At 44.8% G+C, this 25866-nt stretch carries 26 protein-coding genes and 5 pseudogenes; 12 read left to right on the forward strand and 19 right to left on the reverse strand.

Translation table 11 applies throughout. The features are described 5' to 3' along the window. Positions 1–36 precede the first annotated feature (36 nt). Both sspA and V6N89_RS03845 read left to right on the forward strand, forming a co-directional pair. Complete coding sequence (gene sspA, locus V6N89_RS03840) at positions 37–669, forward strand: stringent starvation protein SspA (protein WP_346993419.1); 633 nt, start codon at positions 37–39, stop codon at positions 667–669. After that, a complete protein-coding gene (locus tag V6N89_RS03845) occupies positions 666–1136 on the forward strand; it encodes a ClpXP protease specificity-enhancing factor (protein WP_338516423.1) in 471 nt (156 codons plus the stop codon). Before sspA ends, V6N89_RS03845 begins: the two co-directional genes overlap by 4 nt. A 193-nt stretch (positions 1137–1329) precedes the next feature. Here the strand turns inward: V6N89_RS03845 and V6N89_RS03850 are convergent, their stop codons facing one another. Further along, entirely contained in the window at positions 1330–2187 is an 858-nt protein-coding gene (locus V6N89_RS03850) for a spondin domain-containing protein (RefSeq protein WP_346993420.1), read from the reverse strand. An 11-nt stretch (positions 2188–2198) separates the two neighbouring features. Further along, on the reverse strand, positions 2199–3014 hold the full coding sequence (locus tag V6N89_RS03855) for a spondin domain-containing protein (RefSeq protein WP_338516425.1): 816 nt from the start codon (positions 3012–3014) through the stop codon (positions 2199–2201). Between the two features lie 292 nt (positions 3015–3306). Here V6N89_RS03855 and V6N89_RS03860 point away from each other — a divergent pair, with 292 nt between their 5' ends. After that, entirely contained in the window at positions 3307–4086 is a 780-nt protein-coding gene (locus V6N89_RS03860; RefSeq protein WP_338516426.1) for a response regulator transcription factor, read from the forward strand. 51 nt (positions 4087–4137) lie between these two features. Here V6N89_RS03860 and mgtE read toward each other — a convergent pair. The 12 genes and pseudogenes from mgtE to V6N89_RS03920 form a co-directional block, all read right to left on the reverse strand. Further along, a pseudogene (gene mgtE / locus V6N89_RS03865) lies at positions 4138–5497 on the reverse strand (magnesium transporter). Between the two features lie 200 nt (positions 5498–5697). Continuing rightward, entirely contained in the window at positions 5698–5970 is a 273-nt protein-coding gene (locus V6N89_RS03870) for an HPr family phosphocarrier protein (RefSeq protein WP_338516427.1), read from the reverse strand. Beyond that, a pseudogene (gene rapZ, locus V6N89_RS03875) lies at positions 5970–6816 on the reverse strand (RNase adapter RapZ). The gene V6N89_RS03870 and the pseudogene rapZ overlap by 1 nt, the downstream one beginning before the upstream one ends. A 63-nt stretch (positions 6817–6879) precedes the next feature. Beyond that, the gene (ptsN, locus tag V6N89_RS03880; protein WP_338516428.1) at positions 6880–7323 is read right to left on the reverse strand and encodes a PTS IIA-like nitrogen regulatory protein PtsN; all 444 of its coding nucleotides are present in this window, start codon (positions 7321–7323) and stop codon (positions 6880–6882) included. Positions 7324–7336: 13 nt separating this feature from the next. Next, positions 7337–7624, reverse strand: coding sequence for a ribosome hibernation promoting factor (gene hpf, locus V6N89_RS03885; protein ID WP_346993421.1), 288 nt, complete (start codon positions 7622–7624; stop codon positions 7337–7339). A 29-nt stretch (positions 7625–7653) separates the two neighbouring features. Continuing rightward, positions 7654–9151 (reverse strand): annotated as a pseudogene (locus V6N89_RS03890) (RNA polymerase factor sigma-54). A 73-nt stretch (positions 9152–9224) separates the two neighbouring features. Then, a complete protein-coding gene (gene lptB / locus V6N89_RS03895) occupies positions 9225–9950 on the reverse strand; it encodes an LPS export ABC transporter ATP-binding protein (RefSeq protein ID WP_338516429.1) in 726 nt (241 codons plus the stop codon). A 2-nt stretch (positions 9951–9952) separates the two neighbouring features. Further along, on the reverse strand, positions 9953–10444 hold the full coding sequence (gene lptA / locus V6N89_RS03900) for a lipopolysaccharide transport periplasmic protein LptA (RefSeq protein WP_346993422.1): 492 nt from the start codon (positions 10442–10444) through the stop codon (positions 9953–9955). Next, on the reverse strand, positions 10437–11054 hold the full coding sequence (gene lptC, locus V6N89_RS03905) for an LPS export ABC transporter periplasmic protein LptC (protein WP_346993423.1): 618 nt from the start codon (positions 11052–11054) through the stop codon (positions 10437–10439). Before lptC ends, lptA begins: the two co-directional genes overlap by 8 nt. After that, the gene (kdsC, locus tag V6N89_RS03910; RefSeq protein ID WP_346993424.1) at positions 11051–11599 is read right to left on the reverse strand and encodes a 3-deoxy-manno-octulosonate-8-phosphatase KdsC; all 549 of its coding nucleotides are present in this window, start codon (positions 11597–11599) and stop codon (positions 11051–11053) included. The genes lptC and kdsC overlap by 4 nt, the downstream gene beginning before the upstream one ends. Next, the gene (locus tag V6N89_RS03915; protein ID WP_338516432.1) at positions 11600–12580 is read right to left on the reverse strand and encodes a KpsF/GutQ family sugar-phosphate isomerase; all 981 of its coding nucleotides are present in this window, start codon (positions 12578–12580) and stop codon (positions 11600–11602) included. Positions 12581–12582: 2 nt separating this feature from the next. Further along, a complete protein-coding gene (locus tag V6N89_RS03920) occupies positions 12583–13539 on the reverse strand; it encodes a calcium/sodium antiporter (RefSeq protein WP_338516433.1) in 957 nt (318 codons plus the stop codon). Between the two features lie 427 nt (positions 13540–13966). On the opposite strand from V6N89_RS03920, the gene mlaF reads away from it, so the two are divergent. The 7 genes from mlaF (at position 13967) to murA (ending at position 18659) form a co-directional block, all read left to right on the forward strand. After that, positions 13967–14767: a phospholipid ABC transporter ATP-binding protein MlaF gene (mlaF, locus tag V6N89_RS03925; protein WP_338516434.1), complete on the forward strand. Its 801-nt coding sequence runs from the start codon at positions 13967–13969 to the stop codon at positions 14765–14767. Then, complete coding sequence (mlaE, locus tag V6N89_RS03930; RefSeq protein ID WP_338516435.1) at positions 14764–15540, forward strand: lipid asymmetry maintenance ABC transporter permease subunit MlaE; 777 nt, start codon at positions 14764–14766, stop codon at positions 15538–15540. Before mlaF ends, mlaE begins: the two co-directional genes overlap by 4 nt. Before the next feature lie 9 nt (positions 15541–15549). Continuing rightward, on the forward strand, positions 15550–16023 hold the full coding sequence (gene mlaD / locus V6N89_RS03935; RefSeq protein WP_346993425.1) for an outer membrane lipid asymmetry maintenance protein MlaD: 474 nt from the start codon (positions 15550–15552) through the stop codon (positions 16021–16023). A gap of 102 nt (positions 16024–16125) precedes the next feature. Continuing rightward, a complete protein-coding gene (locus V6N89_RS03940) occupies positions 16126–16791 on the forward strand; it encodes an MlaC/ttg2D family ABC transporter substrate-binding protein (protein ID WP_346993426.1) in 666 nt (221 codons plus the stop codon). Further along, the gene (locus tag V6N89_RS03945; protein WP_338516436.1) at positions 16788–17096 is read left to right on the forward strand and encodes an STAS domain-containing protein; all 309 of its coding nucleotides are present in this window, start codon (positions 16788–16790) and stop codon (positions 17094–17096) included. The genes V6N89_RS03940 and V6N89_RS03945 overlap by 4 nt, the downstream gene beginning before the upstream one ends. 30 nt (positions 17097–17126) lie before the next feature. Further along, positions 17127–17384 carry a BolA family protein gene (locus V6N89_RS03950; RefSeq protein ID WP_159490481.1) on the forward strand — a complete coding sequence of 86 codons (258 nt, stop codon included), beginning with the start codon at positions 17127–17129 and terminating at the stop codon, positions 17382–17384. A 12-nt stretch (positions 17385–17396) separates the two neighbouring features. Further along, the gene (gene murA / locus V6N89_RS03955) at positions 17397–18659 is read left to right on the forward strand and encodes a UDP-N-acetylglucosamine 1-carboxyvinyltransferase (RefSeq protein WP_338516437.1); all 1263 of its coding nucleotides are present in this window, start codon (positions 17397–17399) and stop codon (positions 18657–18659) included. A 139-nt stretch (positions 18660–18798) separates the two neighbouring features. On the opposite strand, the gene V6N89_RS03960 is transcribed toward murA, so the two are convergent. The 3 genes and pseudogenes from V6N89_RS03960 to V6N89_RS03970 all read right to left on the reverse strand — a co-directional run bounded on the left by V6N89_RS03960 (position 18799) and on the right by V6N89_RS03970 (position 22014). Next, the gene (locus V6N89_RS03960; protein WP_338516438.1) at positions 18799–19869 is read right to left on the reverse strand and encodes a trypsin-like peptidase domain-containing protein; all 1071 of its coding nucleotides are present in this window, start codon (positions 19867–19869) and stop codon (positions 18799–18801) included. Between the two features lie 255 nt (positions 19870–20124). Continuing rightward, positions 20125–21487 (reverse strand): annotated as a pseudogene (locus tag V6N89_RS03965) (DegQ family serine endoprotease). An 89-nt stretch (positions 21488–21576) separates the two neighbouring features. Then, on the reverse strand, positions 21577–22014 hold the full coding sequence (locus V6N89_RS03970) for a ZapG family protein (protein ID WP_338516439.1): 438 nt from the start codon (positions 22012–22014) through the stop codon (positions 21577–21579). A 263-nt stretch (positions 22015–22277) separates the two neighbouring features. Here V6N89_RS03970 and zapE point away from each other — a divergent pair. Further along, positions 22278–23376 (forward strand): annotated as a pseudogene (gene zapE, locus V6N89_RS03975) (cell division protein ZapE). Between the two features lie 235 nt (positions 23377–23611). Next, positions 23612–24334 carry a YebC/PmpR family DNA-binding transcriptional regulator gene (locus V6N89_RS03980; RefSeq protein WP_346993427.1) on the forward strand — a complete coding sequence of 241 codons (723 nt, stop codon included), beginning with the start codon at positions 23612–23614 and terminating at the stop codon, positions 24332–24334. Positions 24335–24424: 90 nt separating this feature from the next. On the opposite strand, the gene V6N89_RS03985 is transcribed toward V6N89_RS03980, so the two are convergent. Both V6N89_RS03985 and V6N89_RS03990 read right to left on the reverse strand, forming a co-directional pair. Continuing rightward, the gene (locus V6N89_RS03985; protein WP_338516440.1) at positions 24425–24850 is read right to left on the reverse strand and encodes a group I truncated hemoglobin; all 426 of its coding nucleotides are present in this window, start codon (positions 24848–24850) and stop codon (positions 24425–24427) included. A 17-nt stretch (positions 24851–24867) separates the two neighbouring features. After that, the gene (locus V6N89_RS03990) at positions 24868–25815 is read right to left on the reverse strand and encodes a DUF3034 family protein (RefSeq protein ID WP_338516441.1); all 948 of its coding nucleotides are present in this window, start codon (positions 25813–25815) and stop codon (positions 24868–24870) included. Positions 25816–25866 lie beyond the last annotated feature (51 nt).

The raw sequence follows: 25866 nt of genomic DNA on the forward strand, positions 1-25866 counted from the left end.
GTGGGCATAAACTTGTTTCTCGACGGAGGAAATTGAATGGCCGTAGCCGCGAATAAACGTTCTATTATGACGTTGTTCTCTGACACAATTGATATTTATAGCCACCAGGTGCGCATTGTGTTGGCAGAAAAAGGTGTGGGTGTTGAAATCAGCTACACAGATCCTAGCAACCTGTCTGAAGATCTGTTGGAGCTAAACCCTTACGGTACTGTTCCAACTCTTGTTGATCGTGAACTTGTACTTTACAAGTCACACATCATCATGGAATACCTTGATGAGCGTTTCCCACATCCACCACTTATGCTGGTTTACCCAGTATCGCGTGGTCAAAGCCGTCTTATGATGCATCGCATTGAGCAAGACTGGTACTCTTTGGCAGCACGTATTTTCCGTGGTGAAGGCGATGTTGAAGCAGCGCGCAATGAATTGCGTGAAGCGCTACTTTCTTTAGCGCCTGTGTTTGGTGAAATGCCTTACTTCATGAGTGAAGAATTCAGCTTAGTTGATTGCTATCTTGCTCCGTTATTATGGCGTCTTCCTGCGCTAGGTATTGAGCTAAATGGTGCTGGCAGTAAAGAGATTAACGCGTATATGAACCGTATTTTCTCGCGCAGCTCATTTAAAGCGTCTTTGACGGACCAAGAGCGTGAGATCCACAACCCGCTATGACATCTATGACGTCAAACCAGCCCTATTTACTTAGGGCTTTTTATGAGTGGATTGTTGATAACGATTTAACACCTTACATTGTAGTTGATGCAACCAATGAGTTGGTGGAAGTGCCGCAGGAATTCGTTAAAGACGGACAAATTGTCTTAAACGTATCCCCAAGCGCATGTGTAAACTTCTCACTTGATGTGGAAGGCTTGTCATTTCAAGCGCGATTTGGTGGGCAACCACGTCTTTTAAGCATGCCCTGCGAAGCGGTAATGGCCATATATGCACGCGAGAATGGTGCAGGTACAGTGTTCGCGACAGAAGAAGACATTGCTCGCGCTCAAGAGCAGCGTCAGCAGGACGAGTCTGACACGTCTCAACCACCAAGCGGACCCACTTCGCTTGAAGATGCAGAAGACGTAACAGACGCGCCTGTGCCACCTAAAAAGGGTAAGCCTACCCTGAAGGTCATCAAGTAATACGATGTTGTCTGGTTTTGGCTAAGTTTTGGTCACAGTTTTGTCACTGCTTTGCTAAAACCAGCATATATTATTGCGAACTTGCAAAAGTACCATTTCTTTGTTTTTCAAAATAAAAAGCGCCCTTAACACAATGTGCTAGGGCGCCTTTGAGTTCTAAAACAACGTTTAAGCTATTGCTAACGATTTTGTACTATCGCGTTCGCGTAATTACCACTCTACTCGTTGGAAAATCAAAGCGGTGACTTTCGTCTAACACCGATGTGGCTAAGCCTTCACGGCTTGGATCCGTCGCGTTAGCATTGGTAGTAACACCCGTGTGCAATCGCACTACATCAGCTAAGTCGTCCCTTACAGGGTCATATCCTGCTGCTTCACCGCCACCACCAGCTGCACTCGCTGTAGGTCCAGGCATGGTTGCTGCGGTTTCTGTGTTGGCTTCTGTACCAGCGTCCCATGTTACCGTCATAAAGGTTTTTACGTCACCTACGGCCATGTTGCTTACGTCTGCCGCGTTAAGCCCGGTAAATGCGTCATTGGTGTTTACCAGCATTGTCGTTACGGTTAAACGCAAGTCATCAGCATCAAGCTCAGGTACCACGAGTGTAAATGTATCACCCGTTGTACGTGGACCTAAAATGCCACCTGAGTTTTGCGCATCTAAGAAGTCGGTTGAATCCATAGATTCTTCGATAACCATTGAAGGGTTACCGCCTTCAGCCATAACTTCAATACCCATGCTAGCGGCTTCACCTTCTGCAAACGCGTGATAGCCCGACTCATGCAGAATAATGGCTGCAGGCGCGAAAGGTTGAGAGTAAGTAAGATTAGTAATTTGTACGGTATAGACTGCAGAGTTACCGTTTACGCCGTCTTGCCCGTCCTGACCGTCAGCACCGTCTTGTCCATTCTGACCGTCGGTGCCGTCAGCCCCCGCTTCCCCTTGTGGGCCAGCAGGCCCTTGAGGCCCGGTATCACCATCGTCACCACAGGCAGCCAAAAGTGAAGAAAGGATAAGTAGCGTACTGAGTTTAATTATTGGGTTTTTCATTTTAACGCTCCTTATGACGCAGGAACTGTAATCACAACGCGTGCAACAGGGTTCAACCAACGGTGTACAGTAGAATCTAGGTCGCTGGCACCACCAGCATTATCTGTATCGCCCAGCGCGTTTCTGTGAATGTGAACAGGACCATCTTCACCATCTTCAATTTCACCATTAACAACTTGCGCACCAACACCTGTACCACCGGTACCTAAATCGACAATACGTGTCGGAGCACCGCCACCAGCAACACCCGGTACGCCGTAACCACCTAACGCGTTACCTGTACCTGCTTCAACCACGTCAGTACGTGCGCTGTTAAGCTCGTCGTTAAGCTCTGTACCTGCGTCATAAGCATTCAAATAGTAAGTGTAAGTGCCTGGTTCTGTTGGAATTTCAATACTGTCCATACCGACAAAAGCGTCATTAGTAGGAATAAGCATAGAAAGTAACGAAAGGTAAGGCTTATCCATAGTATCAAACGGGTAGCTTAGGGTTGAGCTTGGCGCTAACAGGCCACCGAAGCGGTGCCATGTATTTGAACCATTGTCGGTATCGGCCGGGCCAAGCAAAGCTTCAAAGTTTGCACCACTTGAATCGGGGTTTTGTTCATCGTCTATAACCCCTGCCTCTGCAAGCCAAGCAAGTGCTGAAGATGCTGGTTGACCCACTTCAAAGGCATCCACTGTGCTGTCATGCGCAATCACAAGGCGAGGCGTAAAGCTTTGGGCCTGAGTTAAATTTGTAATTTCAACGTCAACCGTAACGGCGTGGCTTACAGAAACAGCGGCTAACGATAGCAACGTTGCGCTGGCGATTTTAGTGAATTTCATTTTGTAATCCTTGGTTTTATTGTCTGAGCGCATAAAAATGTAGGTTACGAAAAACGGCAATTCATCACAGAAGTATCACAAAAATTACACAGATTTCTGTCTTAAAAAACGCAAAGTACTAAAGAAGAAAGGGGGGCCGATGTTTCGATTTTTATCGAAGACATTGAGGTAACACTAAATAATTTACTTATTGATTAACGGGGAAAATTATTTTTTATTTTTCTTCGAGAAATGTGAAATTATTTTAAATAAGCGCTGGTCTTGTTTTTAAAGGACAGAACCGGAGGCCGCCATGATCCTTGTTATCTACAGCGATAATCAGTTCCAGCAAACCATTTCAACTTGCCTAAGCAAGCATGGTTTTATATACGATGTGGTATCAAGTCACCAAACGGCGTTGTCCTTACTTAAGGCCCAACATTATTCGCTTGTTATTGTGCAGTCTCACGCAAAATCGTCATGTCTAGATAAGATAACGGCGATGATAGAGTGCAACTCAGATATGTGGATTATGGCAGTTGAAGCAACTGTACTTGTTAGCGTAGATAACACAATTGATGAAGCCGACTATTTCGACGTAGGCGTTGACGACTATTTAAAAGGACCGTTCAATGAGCGGTTGTTTATTGCGCGTATTCGTTCACACATGCGTAGAAGCATTCCCGCTTTAGAAGTGACGAAAGTTGAAAAAGATACTGTGGAAAGTATTCAGGCAGGACCATTTAAAGTCGATCAGCGTTACCACAGCGTGACCCTTAATGGCCATACATTGTCACTTACCGCTAGAGAGTTTGCGTTGATTGACTACCTGTGTCGTCATCCTAACCAAGTATTTTCACGCAATCAGTTGTTAAGTGATGTATGGGGATACAATCATGAAGGTTACGAGCATACGGTTAACACACACATTAACCGCTTACGTAATAAGCTAGATAGCGTCACGGGAATTGATAACGGCGGGCAACTTGTTGAAACCGTTTGGGGAGTAGGGTACAAGCTAAACATCACTGACTACGTGGTGAAGGCTTTATCGTCAGAAAGCCACTTGACGCACGCTTACAAGACAGCGTGAATTAACATGTGCCTTAGCGTCATCTTTGATGTAATTCACCAGGAAAGTTATCTAAATTAAAAACAGTGTCGCGGTACCCAAAAAGGCAAAAATACCCACGACATCAGTAATAGTGGTCAATATCACGCTACCCGCCAATGCAGGGTCTATCTTAAGACGTTTCATGATCATAGGTAGTGTTGCACCTAGCAAGTGCTGCTGCAATCATGTTTACCAACATGGCGAAGGCAATGATGACACCCAGCATATAATCCTGTTTCCACAGCGCGATGACAGAAGCTATAAGCACCGCCCAAATTGCGCCGTTGAGAAAGCCAATCGACATTTCTTTACTTATAAGCCAGCGAGAGTTACTGGCGTTTACGTGTCCAAGGGCCATACCGCGTATCACTAGTGTGAGCGTTTGATTTCCTGCTACGCCACCCATACTCGGGACAATAGTGTTTAATATCGCCAACACAGCTAATTGACTTAAGGTTGCTTCAAATAAATCGCTGACCATCGCAGCCATAAGGGCGGTGACCAAGTTTACCGCTAACCATACAGAGCGACGCTTGGTACTTTGCATAACGGGGGCGAAGGTATCCTCGTCATCGTCTAGACCTGCCATACTCATCATTGAGTGCTCTGCATCTTCACGAATAATGTCGACCACGTCATCAATAGTAATACGACCTACAAGGCGGTGGTTTTCATCTACTACCGGCGCTGACAGCCAGTTATAACGCTCGAATAAGCTCGCGACTTCGTCATCAGGCATATGTACAGGAATAGCCTCAGACTCTTCGTCCATCACGTCTGACACCTTCTCATCGGTGTCTGCGGTAAGTAGGCGAGTCACTGGCACAATACCGACTAAGTTGTCGGTCCTATTTACCACATAAAAGGTGTCAGTATTTTCAGGTAATTCGCCTTTTAGCCTTATATAGCGAAGTACGACATCAATAGTGACATCCGGACGCAGAGTTATTGTGTCCGTATTCATGATAAAGCCAGCAGTCTCTTCACCGTAAGATAGCGCTTGTTCCGCACGAACCCTATCTTGTGCATCCATTGAGTCTAGAATGTCTTGTAAAACGGTGTCTGGCAGGCTACTCAGCGTTTCGGCTAAGTCATCGGTATCCATTTCTTCTAATGCGTCAACCACATTAGCTGGCAGCATTTTGGTAATGATGCCGTTTCTTACGTCGTCGGATAGCTCTTCGAGAATATCACCATGAAAGTCGCCATCAATCAGTTCCCATAGTTCATCACGAGTTCTACTAGGGCTTGATTCTAAGATGTGGGCAACGTCTGAAGGAGGAAGTTCGAGCAAAAGCTTTCGTACAGACACGAACTGTCCGTTATTCAATGCACCGTTTAATGCACGAAGTTGGGTCTGAACGTATTTGGAAACAAGCGCTTCTGCCATAAGTAGCGAGTCCTACTGAGCTAAACTGGGAGAGGTTAATGAAAACCTAACCCGTGAGGTTGAATTTTTATCCTTGGACTTGTGCAGTAGAATATCGTAATTGTGATGTAGCTGTCATGACAATTGCAATCAGATTACCTTTATTATGACTAAGTGTTGTTTATTTCGCCAATTCAAGTGCTTGAAGCGGGCAGAGCTAACTATTCCTCTTCGTTAAACTTACCTTCGATAAGCTGCTCAATGGCGTCTAATGCTGATTGTGCATCAGAACCCTCAACCTCTACATCGACTTGTTCACCTTGGTGACTTTCTAACATCATGAGGCCCAAAACACTATTTGCGTCAGCTTCTTTGTCGCCTTTTTTAAGCACAATTTTCGCGTCGAATTGATTAGCGAGTTTGACAAGTTGTGTCGCCGCACGGGCATGAAGCCCTAATTTGTTGACGATAGTCAGTGTTTTTGCCAGCTTCATTATTGGTTTAGCTCTCTGTGGCGAATCTGTACATCAGGGTGTATTTCGCTGAAAGTCTTGGACAGCGTTTGGGCAATGTATACAGAGCGGTGCTGACCACTAGGTGCAACCGATTGCGACCGTAACATAGCTTCTATTATTGCGTTCCAAATGTGGCAGCCAGGTCGTAATGAGGTTTTGTATTTGCCAAATGAACTTCGTCACAACGGGTTGTGAGCCGAGAAAAACTTCAACAGGGGCGTCCAAACCAGTCAAGTGCTTTAAATCTGGTTCCCAATGTGGGTTTGGAAGAAAACGTGCATCAAATACATAATCAGCGTCTTTTGGTATTCCATGCTTAAAACCAAACGACTCAAAAACAATAACCAAGCGCGAGCTTTTCTTGCCAAGTATACGCTCGCGAATGAGCTCGGCTAGCTGGTGTATCGTGAGTTTGTCAGTATCAAGATACAAATCAGCACGTTCGACAATAGGGGCAAGCAGTGCGGCCTCTGCGCGTATGGCCTCAGATAATGACTTGTTGAGCTTAGCGAGAGGGTGAAGACGGCGTGTCTCGCTAAAGCGTTTCACGAGTACATCATCGCTAGCGTCAATATATACGATGGTCATTGCCCATGAAGAGGGCAGGTAGTCGAGAATTTCTACCAAGTCGTTGGGATTTTTGGGCAAGTTTCGCACATCAATACTGACGGCGACTTGATCATATTCATCGGCAACGGTGTGAGTTAGGGTAGGGAGAAGGTTAACAGGAATATTGTCGACACAATAATACCCCAAATCTTCCAGAGCGCGCAGTGCAATTGACTTGCCTGAACCCGAACGACCACTGATGATAATCAGCTTCACTACATCTCTCCCTTTACCGCGTCGTGCCGTTAAAGCGTTGAATTACTTTGAAATGAAACCTAACTACGCCAAAGCACTTAAAATGTCGTCACTGGTTGTAGCGCGTCTAATTGCTTTAATTGTTTCTTTATTACTAAGTTTACCAGCGACCGTTGCTAGCGTTTGCAAGTGACCTTCTGTTTGTTCTTCAGGTACTAACAACGCAAAAAAGATATCCACGGGTTTTTCATCAAGTGCATCAAAATCGATAGCAGGCGTACTTGTGACAACGATGGCAATGACTCTGTCTAATCCGGCAAGTCGACCATGTGGCAAAGCAATACCATTGCCAATTCCCGTGCTACCCATGCGCTCTCTCGCAAGTAAGCTGTTTAATACGGTAGCTTGTTCAATATGTTCGTTATTTTTTGCTGCAATATCAGCGATAATTTCGAGAATACGCTTCTTACTATTGCATTGGACCGCACATTCAGTGCGGTCCAGACTTACGATGGCTTGAATATCCATACTTAATTAACTACTAGTGTTTTTTCAGTTTTTCCTTATGCTTGATTACCTGTAGGTCGAGCTTATCAACCATGCTGTCAATCGCCGCATACATGTCGGTATTTTCTGAAGATGCGAATACTTCAGCACCACTGAGGTGAACTGTCGCTTCTGCTTTTTGGTTTAATTTTTCAACGTTCAGGATGACATGCACATTAGAAATGTGATCAAAGTGACGTTCAAGTTTGCTGAACTTCGTATCGACATAATTACGCAAAGAGTCGGTGATTTCGACATGATGACCAGTAAGGTTGATTTGCATATTTCGTCTTCCTTATATTATTAAGCCTGTTAAATAAGGCTTTTGCGTTGGTTCGACGGTGGAATCGATAACGATTCCCGGTACTTTGCTATTGTTCGCCGGGCAACTTTAATACCTTGTTCGGCCAACAATGTAGCAATCTTGCTATCACTCAGTGGTTTACTCGGCTTTTCAGCCGCCACTAACTTCTTGATCAGTGCACGAATTGCAGTCGAGGAACATTCACCACCTGACTCGGTTGCAACATGGCTAGAAAAGAAGTATTTCAATTCGTAAATACCACGAGGCGTATGCATATACTTCTGCGTGGTCACACGTGAAATAGTCGATTCGTGCATATCTACCATTTCTGCGACATCATTTAGCACCATTGGTTTCATCATTTCCGGGCCGTGCTCAAAAAAGCCCATTTGTTGCTGCACAATACAATTTGCTACTTTCATTAACGTATCATTGCGTGACTCTAGGCTTTTTATAAACCATTTTGCCTCTTGCATGTGTGAGCGGATGAATTGTGAGTCGCTACTGTTTTTTGCACGACGACTCATGGCTGCGTATTGTTGATTTACGCTTAGTTTCGGCAGGCTATCAGGGTTCAGCTCAACCACCCAACGGCCATTTTTCTTCGTTACTGAAACGTCTGGAATGACATACTCAGGTTCTTTAGTAACTAAAGCACTACCTGGGCGAGGATTCAAGGTCTGTAACAAACGCATCGCTTCTCTAAGCTGGTCTTCCTTCAAACGGCTCTTGCGCATTAACGTGCGGTAATCTTTGCTGCTTAAAAGGTCTGAGTATTCTTCAATAAGCTGCTTAGCTTCGGCAAGCCAAGGCGTGTCATCTGAAAATTGACGAAGCTGAACCATCAAACATTCTTGCGGTGTCCGTGACCCTGAGCCAATAGGATCAAACATTTGGATGCGCTTTAATACGCATTCAATCTCATCCATTTCAATGGCTTCTTCATCGTCATCACCACTGATTTCTTCAGCGTTAACTGCTTCTAAAATGTCATCAAGTGATACGGTCAGATATCCCGACTCATCGATTGAATCGATAATCGCCATGGCAATAGCGCGGTCGGTATCCGAAAAGTGGGTAAGACGCATCTGCCATAGCAGGTGTTCCTGTATATCTTCTGTCGTTTCGCCTTGGAAAACTTGTTCGTCGTCACTGGATGGGCCAGGCGCAGGCGCAGATGAAGCAGAATAATATTCGTCCCACGTGCTGTCGATCGGCAGTTCATCTGGCAGGTCATTCTTTTCAAGTGCATCACTAGGCTTCCAGTGTGTCACTCGATGCTGAAGCGGTAGCATCAGCACCGCTATCGTCATTGTCGATATTATTTTTTTCTAATTGAGGCTCGTCGTGCCCTTCCTCAACCTCTAGCAAGGGGTTTGAGTCTAACGCTTCTTGGATTTCTTGTTGAAGATCAAGCGTAGAAAGCTGCAGCAGTTTTATGGCCTGCTGAAGCTGAGGTGTCATGGTAAGTTGTTGGCTAAACTTTAGCTGTAAAGATGGTTTCATCTACGTCTTATTTAAATGCTCTTAATTGAATATACCTGAGCGAAATTGAAAAATGACAATCCGGTTACGTTAACTATAGCCTGAATTGTTCGCCTAGGTATACATCCCTTACTTTTTGATTACTTAAAACCTGTTCCGCAGTTCCTTGCGCAATAAGCTCGCCATGACTCACAATGTACGCTTTTTCGCAAACATCCAATGTTTCTCGTACGTTGTGGTCAGTAATTAGAATACCAATCCCTCTATCGCGAAGATGCTGTATTATCTTCTTTATATCATTAACTGATATTGGATCAACACCAGCAAATGGTTCATCTAACAAAATAAACTGTGGTTTTGCTGCCAGTGCGCGCGCTATTTCGACACGTCGACGCTCGCCCCCTGACAAACTCATACCCGTACTATTACGTATATGGTTGATATTAAATTCATCAAGTAGGGCATCAGCTTCTTCTTCTTGCTGTTGTGAATTTAAATCTTTACGGGTCTGAAGAATGGCCATGATATTTTCATGTACCGTAAGCTTTCTAAAAATTGATGCCTCCTGCGGTAGGTAACCAATGCCGCGGCGTGCGCGCTCATGCATGGGCTGATGAGTTAGCTCATTCTGATCAATTTCTATCTTGCCTTTGTCCAGCGGAACAAGGCCGACAATCATATAAAATGTTGTGGTCTTACCAGCGCCATTGGGGCCTAATAAGCCTACAATTTGACCAGTTGAGACGCTCAGGCTGACGTCTCGGACAACTTGTCGAGATTTATACGCCTTTGCAAGGTTTTTTGCACTCAATGTTGCCATTGCTATTGATTGCCCTCATTGTCGTCGTCATCGTCTTTGGATGTCGATTTACGAATCGTTTCCGGCGTAAATACAGTGGTTACACGTCCTTCGCCATTATCATCATCACCACCTATTGCAAGAAGCTGCTCAGTAATCATATCAAAGGTAATGCTATCACCCTGAACCATACTGGTATCTTGTTTAAGTTCTGCTTTACCGTTTAGTGAGATTGTGCGGTTAACAACTTCGTAGCGGATTTCGTTTGCTTTGGCAGATACAGGTGTACCGTCCTCTAGTTGCTGCGAATAACTCGCTGGGTTTCCGCGTGCGACAAATACCTCTTTTCCTTCACCTTCACTGGCGATTACTTCTACTTCATCGGCGTTAATAATTAACGAACCTTGCGTAATAAGCACGTCATCTTTGAATAGTGACGTTTTATTTTTGCCATCAACAAATTGCGACTTTGCATCTACCTTAATAGGCTTTGAAAAGTCCGCTTCGCTAAGCATTAACCGAACCACTAGCGATTGCTATAAGAAGGCTAGTTGCTAGGGAATAAGTGGTTTGTACATGATCGATTAGCTCATATTCTTGGGTGCGCAGATTCGCATTAAACCCATTACTTTGAATAACATACTGTGTCCCTAGTATCTCTACTGCTTGGTCAGATGTCATCTGCTTGTTGTCTAAATTTATTTGAATGTATTGCGTCGTTATGGTTTTGACAAAATCATCTGACGTTTGGTTCTCTATAAGAACGTTATTTTCTAACTGAATAAGTTCGTTGTTGTACAGCGTGCCCTCAGCGGCTGTGACAACCCAAGGCGAAGTCGCGTTGTCAGTGTAAAGGGTATACCTTGGTTTTTGGAATAACACGAAACCTAATTGGTCATAGTGTTCCATAGACTCTGCAAACACTTTGTGATTAAGCTGACCGTCTTGGTTGTAAAGTGTTGTTGTAAGGTTTTTCGCTTTGTATGCGGGCTTGAGTGCATCAAGCTCACCATTGCCTTTTACCTCTTCAGGGGCTTCCATCCATGTAGGTAAATACATCAGCAGCGCTAAAATAAACAACCCTGATATGCTTAGTCCAAGTCGGTTAAAGCCAAATTGGCTCATACGCTTGCTCCGAAAATACCTTGCTCTACCCCTTTGGCTTGTAAAATGGTATCAGCAATTTCGCGCACTGCACCAAAACCACCGGGTAGCGTAGTTATCCAATTTGCTTGTTTTGCAACGAAAGGATGTGCATCAGATACAGCGATATTGACACTACTATGCGCATACATGCCAATATCAGGCATATCGTCGCCAACAGAGGCCACATCGTCGGCACTTAGTGAAAGCGTCTCTAAAAGGTTTTTTAATGCGGCAGACTTATTCTCTTCGCCTTGTATGATGTAAGACACGTTTAAGGCTTTCATTCGATTCTCAACAATTGTCGAGCGACGACCAGTAATAACGGCAACCGTTATACCGTGATTTGCTAGCGCCTTTACGCCGTACCCATCTCTTGTATGAAATGCCTTAAGCTCTTCGCCGTCGTTTCCTAAATAAATGCGGCCGTCTGAAAACACGCCATCTACATCACAGACTAATAGCTTGATGTCAGCGAGTTTGCGAAAAAGAGCATCGTCCATGTCTGTGTAAAGCGTTGTCGCCATCTAGAGAACTCCTGCTTTCAGTAGCATATGCATATTGAATGCACCGACTGGGTGACGATTTTCATCAATAACCATAAGTGCACTTATCTTGTGATTTTCCATCAAATTAAGTGCCTCTACGGCAAGTTGTTCGGCAAAGGTTGTTTTACCGCCATGTGTCATGACATCGCTAACCGACGCACTATGTAAATCAATTCGTGCGTCTAAAATACGCCGTAAATCACCGTCAGTAAATACACCTTCTAGTGCGCCGTTATTGTCAATAATACCAGTCATACCAAGACCTTTTTTCGAAATTTCGAGCAAAGCCTCAGCCACCGTTGCGTTAACGCTTATCAGTGGGACATCGTCTCCTGACAGCATGATATCGCCAACCTTTAAGAGCAATTTACGGCCTAAGCTACCGCCAGGGTGAGACAAGGCAAAATCATCAGACGTAAACCCTTTTTTGTCTAATAGCGCCACGGCTAGTGCATCGCCCATAACAAGGGTCGCTGTGGTACTTGATGTAGGAGCAAGTCCTAAAGAGCAGGCTTCCTGTTCGACACTAATATCGAGTACCACATCTGCGTGTTGTCCAAGCGAGCTATCGACACTGTTAGTCATTGCAACAACGCTTATTCCTAAGCGCTTAACCACTGGAAGCAAATTAACGATTTCGCTGGTCTCACCTGAGTTTGAAATGGCCAGTAACACATCGCCTTTACTTAGCATGCCCAAGTCGCCGTGATTGGCTTCACCAGGATGCATAAAAAAGGCAGGTGTTCCGGTGCTTGCCAGTGTTGCTGCTATCTTATTGCCTACATGCCCCGATTTTCCCATTCCTGAGACAACGACTTTGCCCTCGCATTGAAAAAGCATGTCGCATGCAGCGGCAAAATCTTCATTCAAGCGCTCAGATAAATCTGCAATCGCGCGCGTTTCAATTTCGATAACCCGTTTTGCTGAGGCAATGTAATCGTTTTTTTCTGCTTTATTCATGATCATCCAAACAACCAAAACTGATAGCCAATAAAGCACGCCACCAGTAGAAATCCGTTAGGTCGAGAAATGGTTCGTTTACCGATTAAATCAAAACTAAAAAGGAACAATAGTAGTGTTAATCCGAGCATCACATACATATCACGGTTGTAAACATCAGGATCAAGCATGCCAGGGGCAATGAGGCCAGGCATACCCAATACGGCTAACAAATTAAATATATTTGACCCGATTATATTTCCAAGTGCTAAGTCGTCTTCACCCTTAAGCACGCCAGCAATACTCGCGGCAAGCTCGGGTAAGCTTGTGCCTAATGCTATGATAGTCAGGCCGATTATAAGGTCGGAAATACCCAGGTAGCGCGCAATTTCTACCGCTGAATTCACCATGAAATGGGCACTTAATGGCAAGATTACAAGCCCAACGCCAATCCAAATCATTGCAGAGGTTGTCGATACATTTTTAGGAATCTCGCCAGCGGTTTCCGCCACTAAGGGGTCTTCTTTGTCTACCTGAAGTGACAGCCAGGCCATCATTGCAAGCACAAAGATGAAAAGCCCAAGCAGAATGATGCCTTCATACGACTTTAATTCACCATCAAACATGAACCCAATAGCGATAAGTGAAATGATGAGTAACGCTGGTAGTTCACGTTTCAGTGTAATTGAAGAAACAATGAGCGGCTTCACTAAAGCCGTTATCCCTAGAACAAGCGCTACATTGGTGATATTCGACCCCAATGCGTTTCCAACGGCCGTGTTCATATTACCATTAGCCGATGCAATTGCTGATACGACTATCTCAGGTGCCGATGAGCCCATGGCAACGATAGTAAGGCCGATCATCATGGGGGAGATGCCAATGTTTTTAGCCAGAGCAGATGCCCCGTATACGAAACGGTCAGCGCTCCAGCTTAAAATCACCAAGCCTACGATAAAGATTACAATGTTTAAAAGCACAACAACCTGTAATTAATATTATTTCGCTAGATTGTCGCAAAAACAGTGCCATTTGCATATGGGGAAGCGCGTTTTATTTCATGTAAGTCGACCTTTTCGGGACACTTTTTTGTTCATTCAGGTTCGGTTAATGAAATTCAACCTAGTATGCTAGTGTTCGCGATTCTTGTGGCCAAAATGTCCAAAGACGTCGAACACGTATAAACATTCGAATTCATAGAACATAACTTGTAACTTTTTGACTTTGGCGACGCCCTTGAAAAAGCGTAGAATGCCCCTAGATTACACTCCCCAGTAAACTTTACTGGCAATTTGTGTTCGAAGGCATAGAACTTGAATGTTCTCGATGTTGTATAAATTCCAAATTTGCTCGCTAAAACCTCAGTTGTAGCGACTTCATGACGTCAAGGGTCGACATTAATACGCTATGGATCATTTAGTTGAAATAGACAACCTTACCTTCAAACGAGCCGATCGTGTCATTTACGATGGTATTTCGTTGAATGTGCCCAAGGGAAAGATAACTGCAGTAATGGGGCCAAGCGGTATAGGTAAAACGACGTTGCTGCGCTTAATCGGCGGGCAATTGATACCGGATGAAGGTGATATAAAGTTTGATGGAGACTCGATTGTTTCCATGTCGAGAAAGTCGCTTTATCAAACTCGGCGACGAATGAGCATGCTTTTTCAAAGTGGCGCATTGTTCACCGATATGAGCGTTTTCGATAACGTCGCCTTTCCACTTAGAGAACACACCCAACTTTCAGAAAATATTATTGCTACTATTGTCGCTTTAAAGCTACAGGCTGTGGGTTTGCGCGGCGCCGCTAAGCTGATGCCAAGTGAACTTTCAGGCGGTATGGCACGACGAGCTGCGTTGGCAAGAGCAATTTCCCTTGACCCTGACTTGATCATGTATGACGAACCTTTTGCGGGGCAAGATCCTATATCAATGGGGGTGTTGGTTAAGCTTATTCGCGAACTTAACGATGCGCTAAACCTAACTAGTATCGTGGTAACGCACGACGTGACGGAAGTACTCACTATCGCCGACTACATCTACATTCTTGCTGATAAGAGGGTGATTGGTGAGGGCACGGCGCAACAAATTAAAGAAAGTGACAGTGAATTAGTTCAGCAATTTTTGAAAGGAAAAGCGGATGGTCCTGTGCCGTTTCATTATCCTGCGTCGGAACTTAAAGAGAGCTTCCTAGGAGCGGATAAATGAGTTTTTTACAAACGCTCGGCGCTAACACAATTGGCAAGATTACTGCGGTGGGGCGCGCAGCCATCATGCTTTTTGGTGCACTTATCGCGGTTCCACGTCTTAAGAATATTCCGCTTGTTGTTAAGCAGCTGTATGTAGTTGGCGTACAGTCACTGTTAATCATTATGGTGTCTGGTTTGTTCATAGGCATGGTGATGGCACTTCAGGGCTACACTATATTGGTCGATTATGGCGCTGAAGGCAGCTTAGGCCCTATGGTAGCGCTGTCGCTGCTTCGTGAATTAGGACCTGTAGTAACAGCTTTGCTTTTTGCGGGACGCGCAGGCTCTGCACTAACCGCTGAAATTGGATTAATGAAGGCAACAGAGCAACTTAGCAGTCTTGAAATGATGGCGGTTGACCCGCTTCGTCGTATCGTTGCCCCTCGTTTCTGGGCAGGTATGTTCGCCATGCCCATGCTGGCACTTATTTTCAGTGCAATCGGTATTCTTGGAGGACATCTAGTTGGTGTCGACTGGTTAGGCGTCGATGCCGGAAGTTACTGGTCAATAATGCAATCTACCGTCGATTGGAATCAAGATGTAGTAAACGGCGTCATAAAAAGCCTCGTTTTTGCCTTGGTTGTGACGTGGATTGCCATATTTAAAGGTTATGATTCTATTCCAACATCGGAAGGAATTAGTAAAGCGACTACTGAGACAGTAGTGTATTCATCATTAGCAGTATTAGGGCTGGACTTTGTGCTTACCGCCCTTATGTTTGGTATCGAGTAGGGGATCGGAATGAGTAAGTATAAAACGGAAGTCATGGTTGGTGTGTTCGTCATGCTAACAATAGGTGCACTACTACTGTTGGCGCTTAAAGTGGCAAACCAAACTGTTGCTACAGAGGGCGATACCTACACGCTTTACGCAAAGTTTGACAACATTGGTGGATTGAAACCGCGCTCGGCGGTCAAGGTTGGTGGGGTAACTGTGGGTCGCGTTTCATCAATCACGCTAGACCAAGAAGACTTTACGCTTATTGTAGAGCTATCAATCTTACGAGAATACAACGGTTTTCCTGAGACCAGTTCTGTGTCTATTCTGACGTCGGGTTTGTTAGGCGAGCAATATGTCGGTTTTCAGCCAGGCTTCTCGTTTGACGGCGTTGCGAATTTACAAGATGGCGACTATCTGCAAGATACGAAGTCAGCGCTAGTGCTTGAGGACCTGATTGGTCAGTTCTTGTTTAATCGCGGTAGTGACGAAGATTAATTGTCCATCCACGCTAGTTTAGAAAAGTTTAATGCAGGGCCGATGAAACTAATTGAAGTCGATACTGGTCTGGTTATAAGAGATTGTTTTAGGAGAGTTACTTTGAAAAAGTTAATGGTAGCAGTTGGTATCTTCATGATGTCGCTAGTAGGTTCGGTAAGTGCGCAAGACGTAAATGAACAGAACCCGTATGCGTTAGTGCAAGATGTGGCAAACCGAACGTTTGAACGCATAAAAGTGAATCAAGGAGCGATTAAAGCTGATCCAGAAATGCTGCGAACCATCATGGAAGAAGAGCTTGTACCGCACATTGATTATAAGTTTGCTGCTTTTATGGTGTTAGGCAAGCATTTCAAATCAGTGCCGCAGGAAAAAATGGGCGAGTACATTAGCGTTTTTCGTCAGTATCTAATTACAACCTATGCCATCGCGATGGGTTACTACGACAACCAAACCGTTGTTTTTGAACCTGAGTCTAACTTTGACGACAAAAAGTCGGTAACGGTGCGCGCAGTCGTGCAAGACCCAGAACGTCCAGAAATTAAAATTGCATTTAAAGTGCGCAAAGACAGCAAAACCAATGAGTGGAAAGCGTACGATATGGTCGCTGAGGGTATTAGTTTGTTGAACAGTAAACGCAGCGAGTTTGAATCTATCTTACGTCAAGATGGCATCGATTCGGTTATCGCGCTTATGCGTGAGAAGATTGGTCAGCCTGTAGAGCTTAAGCAAGGCGAAGAGCTAGCCATTGAGGGAGAGTCTGAGTGAGCCTGTTTGAGGTAAACAACAAAGGTAATGTTGTTGTTCACGGCCATCTAGACCGTGACACTCTATCTAAAAACTTCTGGGAAAGCTTAACCAACGAGCAGCGCAGCAACTTGGTAGCAGCTAAGAAATGCGTCATAGATTTAGGCGATGTAGAGCGCGCTGATAGCGCAGGTTTAGCTTGGCTTATTAATGCCGTTAGGGATGCCAAGCAAAATGGTGTTAGCATGTCGCTATACAAAATGCCTGAGAAACTGCACAAGCTTGCAAAAATAAGCGACGCAGACAGCTTTTTACCAGTAGAATAGACCCCAATAAGCGAATAAAAGAAGTAAGTTATGGAATTGTCTGAAATTGAAAAGATCTTGAAAGACGCATTAGACCTTCACGAAGTACACGTAAAAGGTGAAGGGTCTCATTACAACATTATTGCGGTTAGTGATGCGTTTAACGAAATGAGCCGAGTTAAGCGACAGCAGGCTGTTTATGCGCCATTGGCTGATAAAATTGCCGATGGAAGCATGCATGCCATTACCATCAAGACGTTTTCAGTAAAAGACTGGGAGCGTGAGCGTCAGTTTAATATCCCTCAATAATAGGCTGTTTTCGTGGATAAACTAGTAATAAAGAAGAGCCCTGCCTTGCAAGGTACGGTGCGAATCTCTGGCGCTAAAAATGCCGCCCTTCCGTTGTTAATGACGAGTCTTCTCACAGACTCGCCATGCCGCTACACCAATGTTCCTCGTCTACGTGACATCAATACTACAACAGCCTTGCTCAGAGAGCTTGGTGTAGAAGTTGCTCAGCCTGCCGCCAACGACATTGTTATTGACGCCAGTACGCTTGAAAGTGTTACGGCATCGTATGAACTCGTTCGCACCATGCGTGCTTCTATTTTGGTGTTAGGGCCATTGTTGGCAAAGCAAGGTAAGGCAAATGTATCATTACCCGGTGGATGCGCAATTGGTGCACGCCCCGTAAACCTTCATTTAACGGGCCTTGAAAAAATGGGCGCGAAGATTGAAGTCGATGAAGGGTACATTCGTGCAGAAGTAGACGGCCGATTGAAAGGTGCGCGAATATTCATGGATATGGTAAGTGTAGGGGCAACCGAAAACTTACTGATGGCTGCAGCACTAGCGGACGGCACAACTGTGCTAGAAAACGCAGCTCGTGAGCCTGAAATTGTTGATTTGGCAAACTGTCTCATTCAGATGGGAGCCAAAATCAGCGGTGCAGGCAGTGACAAGATTACTATAGAAGGTGTGGAAACGCTTACAGGCTGTGATTACGCAGTACTGCCCGACCGTATTGAAACTGGGACGTTTCTTGTAGCAGCAGCTGTGACGGGCGGTAAAATACGTTGTACACATGCTGCGCCAGATACATTAGATGCTGTGCTTGATAAGCTTGAGCAAGCGGGTGCCAAAATCACAACGGGTGATGATTGGATAGAGCTGGATATGCAAGGTAACAAGCCTAAAGCAGTACGCGTCAAAACAGCACCTCACCCTGCGTTTCCAACCGATATGCAGGCGCAGTTTGTCACGCTTAACTGTGTGGCCGAGGGGACGGGTGTTATCACCGAAACCATTTTTGAAAACCGCTTTATGCATGTGCCAGAACTTCAGCGTATGGGGGCTGAAATTGCGCTTGAGGCGAACTCCGCAGTTTCGAAAGGCAGTTCAAAGCTCAAAGGCGCCCCCGTTATGGCTACTGATTTACGCGCTTCCGCAAGCCTGGTTATCGCTGGGCTAATTGCAGAAGGGGAAACACATGTGAATCGCATTTATCACCTTGATAGAGGCTATGAAGCGATTGAAGAGAAGCTAGGTGCGTTAGGTGCAGTGATTACGCGAGTAAAAGAATAGTAAGCTTGGCACTTACAAATAAATAAATGAAAAAGCGCCGATAGGCGCTTTTTTTATGTTGTGTGTGCATTCGATGTTGCCCGCGTAACTTGGATCGACTCTCGGTCTTTTTCTTTGAGCCTCAATCGGGTAACGCGCACTACGGGTTTGTTCTTAGCTCTGCCACTGTAGCGTTTATTGATAATGATTGCCCCTCGCGGCTGATTTCAATCACTAACTCTGTCCCTGGTTCAGTTTCGGCAATCATATCCAGGGTCTTAGAAGCACTTTCTAGCTGCACTCCGTCTATGGCAACAATAATGTCGCCAGGCTGTAAGCCTGCAATATCCGCAGGGCTACCTTTAGCCACGGCTTCAACATCGATACCTGGCCTATTTCTGTTCTCGCTGCCAATAAAACCAAGCTGTCCGCGAATAACGCGACCATTACTAATGATTTCGTCCATGACGCGCTTTGCTAGTTCGTAGGGGACCGCAAAATTTATTCCGTCGACATTTCTGACGCGATTGCGAGAGTCTCTAACTTGGAAGTTAGCGTTGGTGATCCCAAGCAAAATACCGTTGCTGTCTACTAATGCTCCGCCAGAATTACCTTGGTTTAACACGGCATCAGTTTGAATAAAATCAACATAATTAGACAGACCGTTACGTCCTGCTCTGCTCACGATTCCTTGAGTTATGGTTTGTCCTAAATCGAAGGGGTTGCCAATAGCCATCACTACGTCGCCTACGTGTGTGTCAGGCTCTGCTACCTGTGGAATAATATGAAGGTTGTCTGCCGTTACTTTTAACACAGCAAGATCGGTAAGAGGGTCAGTGCCAACAATCTGCGCTTCCAAAACGCGCCCGTCTTGAACGGCGACATAAATACTATCAGCGTCTGCAACAACGTGGTGGCATGTGAGTAGATAACCGTTCTCTGTCATAATGACGCCAGAGCCCAAGCTTGTTCGTTCCCGTGGCTGATTTCTAAATAAACCCGTGTCGTTTTCAATACTTACACTGTAGATATTAACTACGGCAGGTGCCGAGCGACTTAATGCACCAAAGTAGCTTTCTCTATTTGCCCTAACGGAAGGTTCAGTGAACCAACCCGTCGCGAGTCCATTTCCCTGTCTAAGCTCAGGCAAAAGTACTAGTAACAACACCGCTACGGTGATGCCAAGAAATACAGATTTTAATAAAAAGCTAAACGTTGAGCGACCAGTCACAAATTATCTTTCTTGTTGTTTGTTGCATCTGCTTGTTAGCCACGTCGTTAGCCTTCAACCAAGTCGTGCAAGCATATGGAATTCAATACGAAATAATCTCAGATTAGCGTATGTACTGAGTTATTACCTATTATTCAAAGGATATCACTTTATTTAATAAACTACCGTAACGAAAAGCAAATTTTGTTTTTTTGAGTAGAGACAAAAAAGCAGCGCGTAACAAGCGCTGCTTTTCCAGGTAACCCAATTTGCGTACTATTGGCGAATCACCAAGTATAGTGTTGAGTTTCCGCGTTTCACATTAAGTGCAATAACGCCTTTGGCCTCATCTAATGCATTTCTAAATTCAGAGACACTGGTTGTACGCACGCGGTTTACGCCAATGATAACGTCCTCAGCCTGAAGACCGATGCGTGAAGCTGGTGCACCTCGCTCTACTTCTGATACGACAATACCATCTAGGCCAGACTCATCCTTGCCGTTAGTTAGCGTGGCGCCCTCTAATGCTGGATGTATTTGTGCCGCTGTGACGGTAGTATCCGTAGCGTCGTCTAGCACTACCTCTACGTCCATCTTCTCGCCTTTGCGCATAACGGTTAGCTCAACCTCAGCACCCGCGCCCATACTGGCAATTTTCGCACGAAGCTCTTGGAAGCTGTTTAACTGTCGACCATTGATAGCGGTGATAATATCGCTAAGCTTGCAGACCACCTTTCTCTGCCGCAGAATCAGGCTGTACTTCACTCACGAAGGCGCCGATGTTCACCTCTGCATTCATTGCTTCGGCTAAACCAGCGTCAATATCACTGCCCAATATGCCAAGCAGACCTCTGCGAACTTCACCATATTCGGCAATTTGATCGGCAAGGTTTTTCATCATATTAGCAGGAATAGCAAAGCCAATACCCACGTTGCCACCATTTGGCCCGAATATCGCGGTATTAATACCCACTAGTTCGCCGTGCAGGTTGACTAATGCGCCCCCCGAGTTACCACGGTTGATAGCAGCGTCAGTTTGAATAAAGTCTTCATAGCCACCAATGCTTAGCCCAGAACGACCCAATGCACTGACAATGCCTGATGTCACAGTTTGTGATAGACCAAACGGGTTACCAATTGCAACCACAAAATCACCCACACGCAGCTTGTCTGAATCAGCTAGAGGTAACGCTTTAAGGTCATCTGGTTCTATTTTTAGTAGAGCGATATCGCTTTGTTCATCAGCACCAAGTTTCTTTGCTTTGAACTCGCGCCCGTCGGTAAGTTTAACTGTGATTTCATCTGCATTATCAACAACGTGGTTGTTGGTGACCACATAGCCTTTATCGGCATCAATAATAACGCCAGAACCGAGACCTCTGAAAGGACGCTCTTGGACTTGCTCTTGAGGTGCGCCAAAGAAATATCGAAACATCTCAGGTACACGTTGGCGAGAGGTTTGTGTTCCTTCTACAGCAATACTTACTACAGCGGGTGTTGCCTCTTCCAGCATAGGTGCTAGAGAAGGCACTTCATCCTTGCTGTCAGAGAAAAACGGTAACGCCGCCTGTGTGCTAGCAGTAAAGCCTAATGAACTAACTACAACGGCAGACGCCAATAGACAATGGCGAAAAGACATTTTCATGTTCGCTTACACTCCTTCAATATAATATGCGACATAGCATGGTTTCACTAAAAGAGTCTGAGGCCTGCGAAAAGTTCCCGATGTTACTGTTTTTCTGCGTTATTCTGCTCAGAACGTCCGACGAATAACCCAGAACCAGAATTAGCAAAGTCTTTTGGTTGCGTATCGGAAACACGTTTTATTCTCGATTTGTCAGACTTTTTCAGGTTGTTACGTAAATACGTTGTTGCTTGTTCCCCATAAAAAGGAACCTTGCTGTCTTCTTCATCGCTGCCTTGCTCTAGCAGCATTTCGTATTCTTCAATCTGGTGTTTTAACACCTCACATTGACTTTCAATGCTCTCTAAGCTTTGACGCGTTTGGTGGATATGGTGTTGTGCCTGTTGCGCAAGAATTTCTTTCACTTGCTTTTCAGTTTGTGCTGCATTGCCCACACCTTGCTTTTCTTGAAAAAAGCGACCCACAAAAAAGCCAATAATTAGGCCAACTACCAGTAAAGCAAGAGATACTAACAATTCCATTAAATTCTCCGAATCAATCAACATCAGCAGCTGACCCTGTTGTTACGGTCTATACGCTGCTTTCGACCATACTTTGAATATAGCAAGGTCGAACCCGAAAAGCGCACACATACTGACATTTATTACAGTGATAACCGTGTATGCTTATTTTCAAGGTGCGATTCTACCGTGATTTCCAGTAAAATTAAGGTCATAATTGGAAAATTCAAGCAGGTCGGTGCAGCAAGCACTACTATTGACTTTTGTACGGAGTGGTTTCGGCGATGACGCCATGGGAAAAATATCAACAAGACCTAGAGTCGGCTGACTTTCATTATGACGCCGCGCAAGAAAATGCCGTAAAAGAATTACAGCGCTTATATGACGAGCTTACTCAACCAGAGAAGAAAACGACATGGCGCGTTAAATTAAAGGCTGCTTTTGGTAAGGGGCATGCCAAGCCTGGTATTCAAGGTATTTATTTTTATGGCGGAGTGGGACGCGGTAAAACTTACCTAGTGGACACCTTTTATGATTGTTTGCCGTTTGAAAAGAAAATGCGTGTGCACTTTCACCGCTTTATGTATCGCGTCCACGACGAGTTAAAGCAACTGAATAACGCGCAAGACCCACTAAAAATTGTTGCGGCAAAACTAGCCAAAGAAGCGAAAGTGATTTGTTTTGACGAGTTCTTTGTTTCTGATATCACCGACGCGATGATACTAGGTACGCTAATGGAAGCGCTTTTTGGCCATGGCATTGTGTTGGTGGCCACATCAAACATTGTGCCAGACGACCTATATAAAAACGGCCTACAGCGCGCCAGATTTTTACTCAGCTATTGATTTGCTTAATCAAAATACGCGCGTCGTAAATGTTGATAGTGGTATTGACTATCGATTGCGTACCCTTGAGCAAGCTGAGATTTATCATTTCCCGCTCGATGACAAAGCGATCGATAACTTACATTGTTATTTTGAACAGCTTGCGCCCGAAGAGGGAACATCTGGCGAAGACATTGACGTTAATAATCGAAAAATAAAGACATTGCGAAATGCTGATGGCGTACTGATGATTGAGTTTGACACATTGTGTGGCGGTCCGCGCAGTCAAAGTGACTATATTGAACTTAGCCGTTGTTACCACTCGGTATTATTGGCAAACGTTAAAGAAATGGGGCAGCACAACGACGACGTGGCTAGACGATTTATCGCTATGGTCGATGAATTTTATGAACGCAACGTCAAACTGATTATCTCTGCACAAGTTGCGCTAGAAGACCTTTACACCGACGGGTTGCTGAACTTTGAGTTCAAGCGTTGCTTAAGTCGCTTAAAAGAGATGCAGTCGCATGATTACCTGGCAACTGAGCATCTTCCCTAATATTGAAGCCGCCCTGTTTCATGTCAATGTGCATTAGGTCAACAAAAAAGCATAAAGGCTGTATTGTTGGGTGCAAAATAGGGTAGAATTTTGCCACTTTTTTCTGTGCTGGCGCATGATTTTTCATGCATTTGAGGCTGTTGAAAATTGTTTTCAGCCTTTTAGCCCGGTGCAAACATTAAACCCAATAGAAAACCAACGCAGCATTTCAAATTGCGAATAAGAGAATTTTAAGATGGGAAGAGCATTCGAAGTCCGTAAAAACGCCATGGCAAAAACTGCTTACCAAAAAACTAAAGTTTATTCTAAATACGGTAAAGAAATTTACGTATGCGCGAAAAACGGTGGTGCTGATCCAGACACTAACCTTTCGCTTCGTCGCTTGATGGAAAAAGCAAAAAAAGACCAAGTTCCAAGCCACGTTATTGAAAAAGCGATTGATAAAGCGGCTGGTGGTGCAGGCGAAGATTTCCAACCAATGCGTTATGAAGGTTTTGGCCCTGGTAACTGTATGGTAATTGTTGACTGCTTGTCAGATAACGCTAACCGCACCATTACCGAAGTACGTAACTGTTTTACTAAAACAAACGCGAAGCTTGGAGCTCAAGGTTCGGTATCGCACATGTTTGATCATCAAGCGGTGTTCCAGTTTGACGGTGACGACGAAGATGCCATCCTAGAAGTGCTAATGGAAGCTGACGTTGATGTAACTGACGTTGAAGTTGAAGACGGCAAAGTGACGGTCTATGCGCCTCACACTGAGTTTTTCCAAGTTAAGACCGCGCTAACTGAAGCCTACCCAGACATTAATTTCACAGCAGAAGAAATGAGCTGGATGCCACAAACTGAAACTGACATCAGCGAAGAAGACATGCCTATGTTTGAGAAGTTCATGGACATGCTTAATGATTGTGACGACGTTCAGGATGTTTACCACAACGCGGTTACACCGAACTAAAAGACGTTTAAAGCACGTTACAACGCCTATAAGTAATTGGCGCTAATCAGTGTTCAAAAGCCCTCTTGATAGAGGGCTTTTTTGTGGGTGTTACAAGTTGACTGTTTGGTATTTGATAGGAGCAAGTTTGTTTAGAATTCTATTTTCCTGTTGGTAGGTAAGCCCCACATCGCGCATAGCACCTTGCACGATTTCCACCAAAATATAAAATTCACGTTCTTTTATATCCAAGCCAGTGTGCGATTCCAGCATAGTTTTGCCGTCGTACTCGCAAGGACCGCCAATGAGCTCACAGGTTTGCGCAACAAGTTGCTCTCGCAAGTGCTGCTTAGGTACACCTTTGAAGTAATCGCCAATTTCAGGGTGTGTATAAATACGAGTTATTGATACGCCGAAAATGGTATTAAGTGTTTGGTGGCCACCTATTTCATCGTAGAGGCTTTGCTTTTTTGTAGCAGCACATCCTGAAAGCACTAACCCTATGAATGCAACTAAAAACAGCGAAATTCGTGTCATCTTTACTGCTCCGTATTTTAGAAGTTGGCATTGAGTGTTAAATAAAAGCCATTTGAGCTTTGTTGAAGCGGAAGATTTCCCATATCCACATATGCAGCAGTAATCGACAGAGACTTATTAGGAAAAAACGCCACAAAGATATCTGTAATGGTATCTTCTTCAGCAAGGCCTCCAAGGCGGTTTGATTGCGTTCTTACTTCAGCCCCTATGGCAGTTGTTGGGCTGATTAACAAAGCAAGAGAGCCTTCCCACTCAATAGTAGCATCATCATCGACCTCTGAACCAAAACCCAGCAAACCGAGTGTATTGGCTTTTGTATAGCGTGCGGTAACATTGGTTAGCAAGTTAAAGCCGTTTGCAGCACCCAGCCACAGCTTGGTGGCCGATAGATAGACATCTACGCCGCTGTCATCTTTAGCACCTAACAATTGAGGAACGCCAACGTTTGGCAAAGGCACGCTACCATCAGGTAGGCTAAGTGAACTGTCAAAGTCGTTGTTTTTCTTGTACTGAACGCCCAGTGAAACTTGCGGTATCCAAGAGTCTTGGGTAAATACACCATCGCCAAACAGCTTTACTTTCGCACCAATGATATCTTGCTCAATAGTTGCTGAATTAGCATTGGTAACTGCACCGTCAGTAAGCAGTGCAAAAACATTGCTAGTTAATCCCGCTGCGATGTCCAGTTTTTGTCGCTGGATGGTGACTTCCACACGGTCGTACAAACTGATACTTGCGCCTGCGGTAGTTAGAGAATAGTCGTTTAGGCTTAAATACTGGACGTTGCCACCAAAAGAAATCTCTTCTTTACTGGAGTAACCTCCAATAAAGGCCCATGGCGTGATACCTCCTCCTGAAGTGCCCTCTACACCACTGATCCCACCAGATGCCACAAGTCGTGACCCCGAATCTGCGCTAGCAGCTGCGCTAAGTACTATGGCTAGCGCTGCAATACCTCTTTTCATCGTCGCTATTCCTTTTATTTATCATTTTTTGAATAGACCGTAGGGGTACTC

Origin of the sequence: Alteromonas gracilis (genome assembly GCF_036870955.2) — a bacterium.
Taxonomy (GTDB): Bacteria; Pseudomonadota; Gammaproteobacteria; order Enterobacterales; family Alteromonadaceae; genus Alteromonas; species Alteromonas gracilis_A.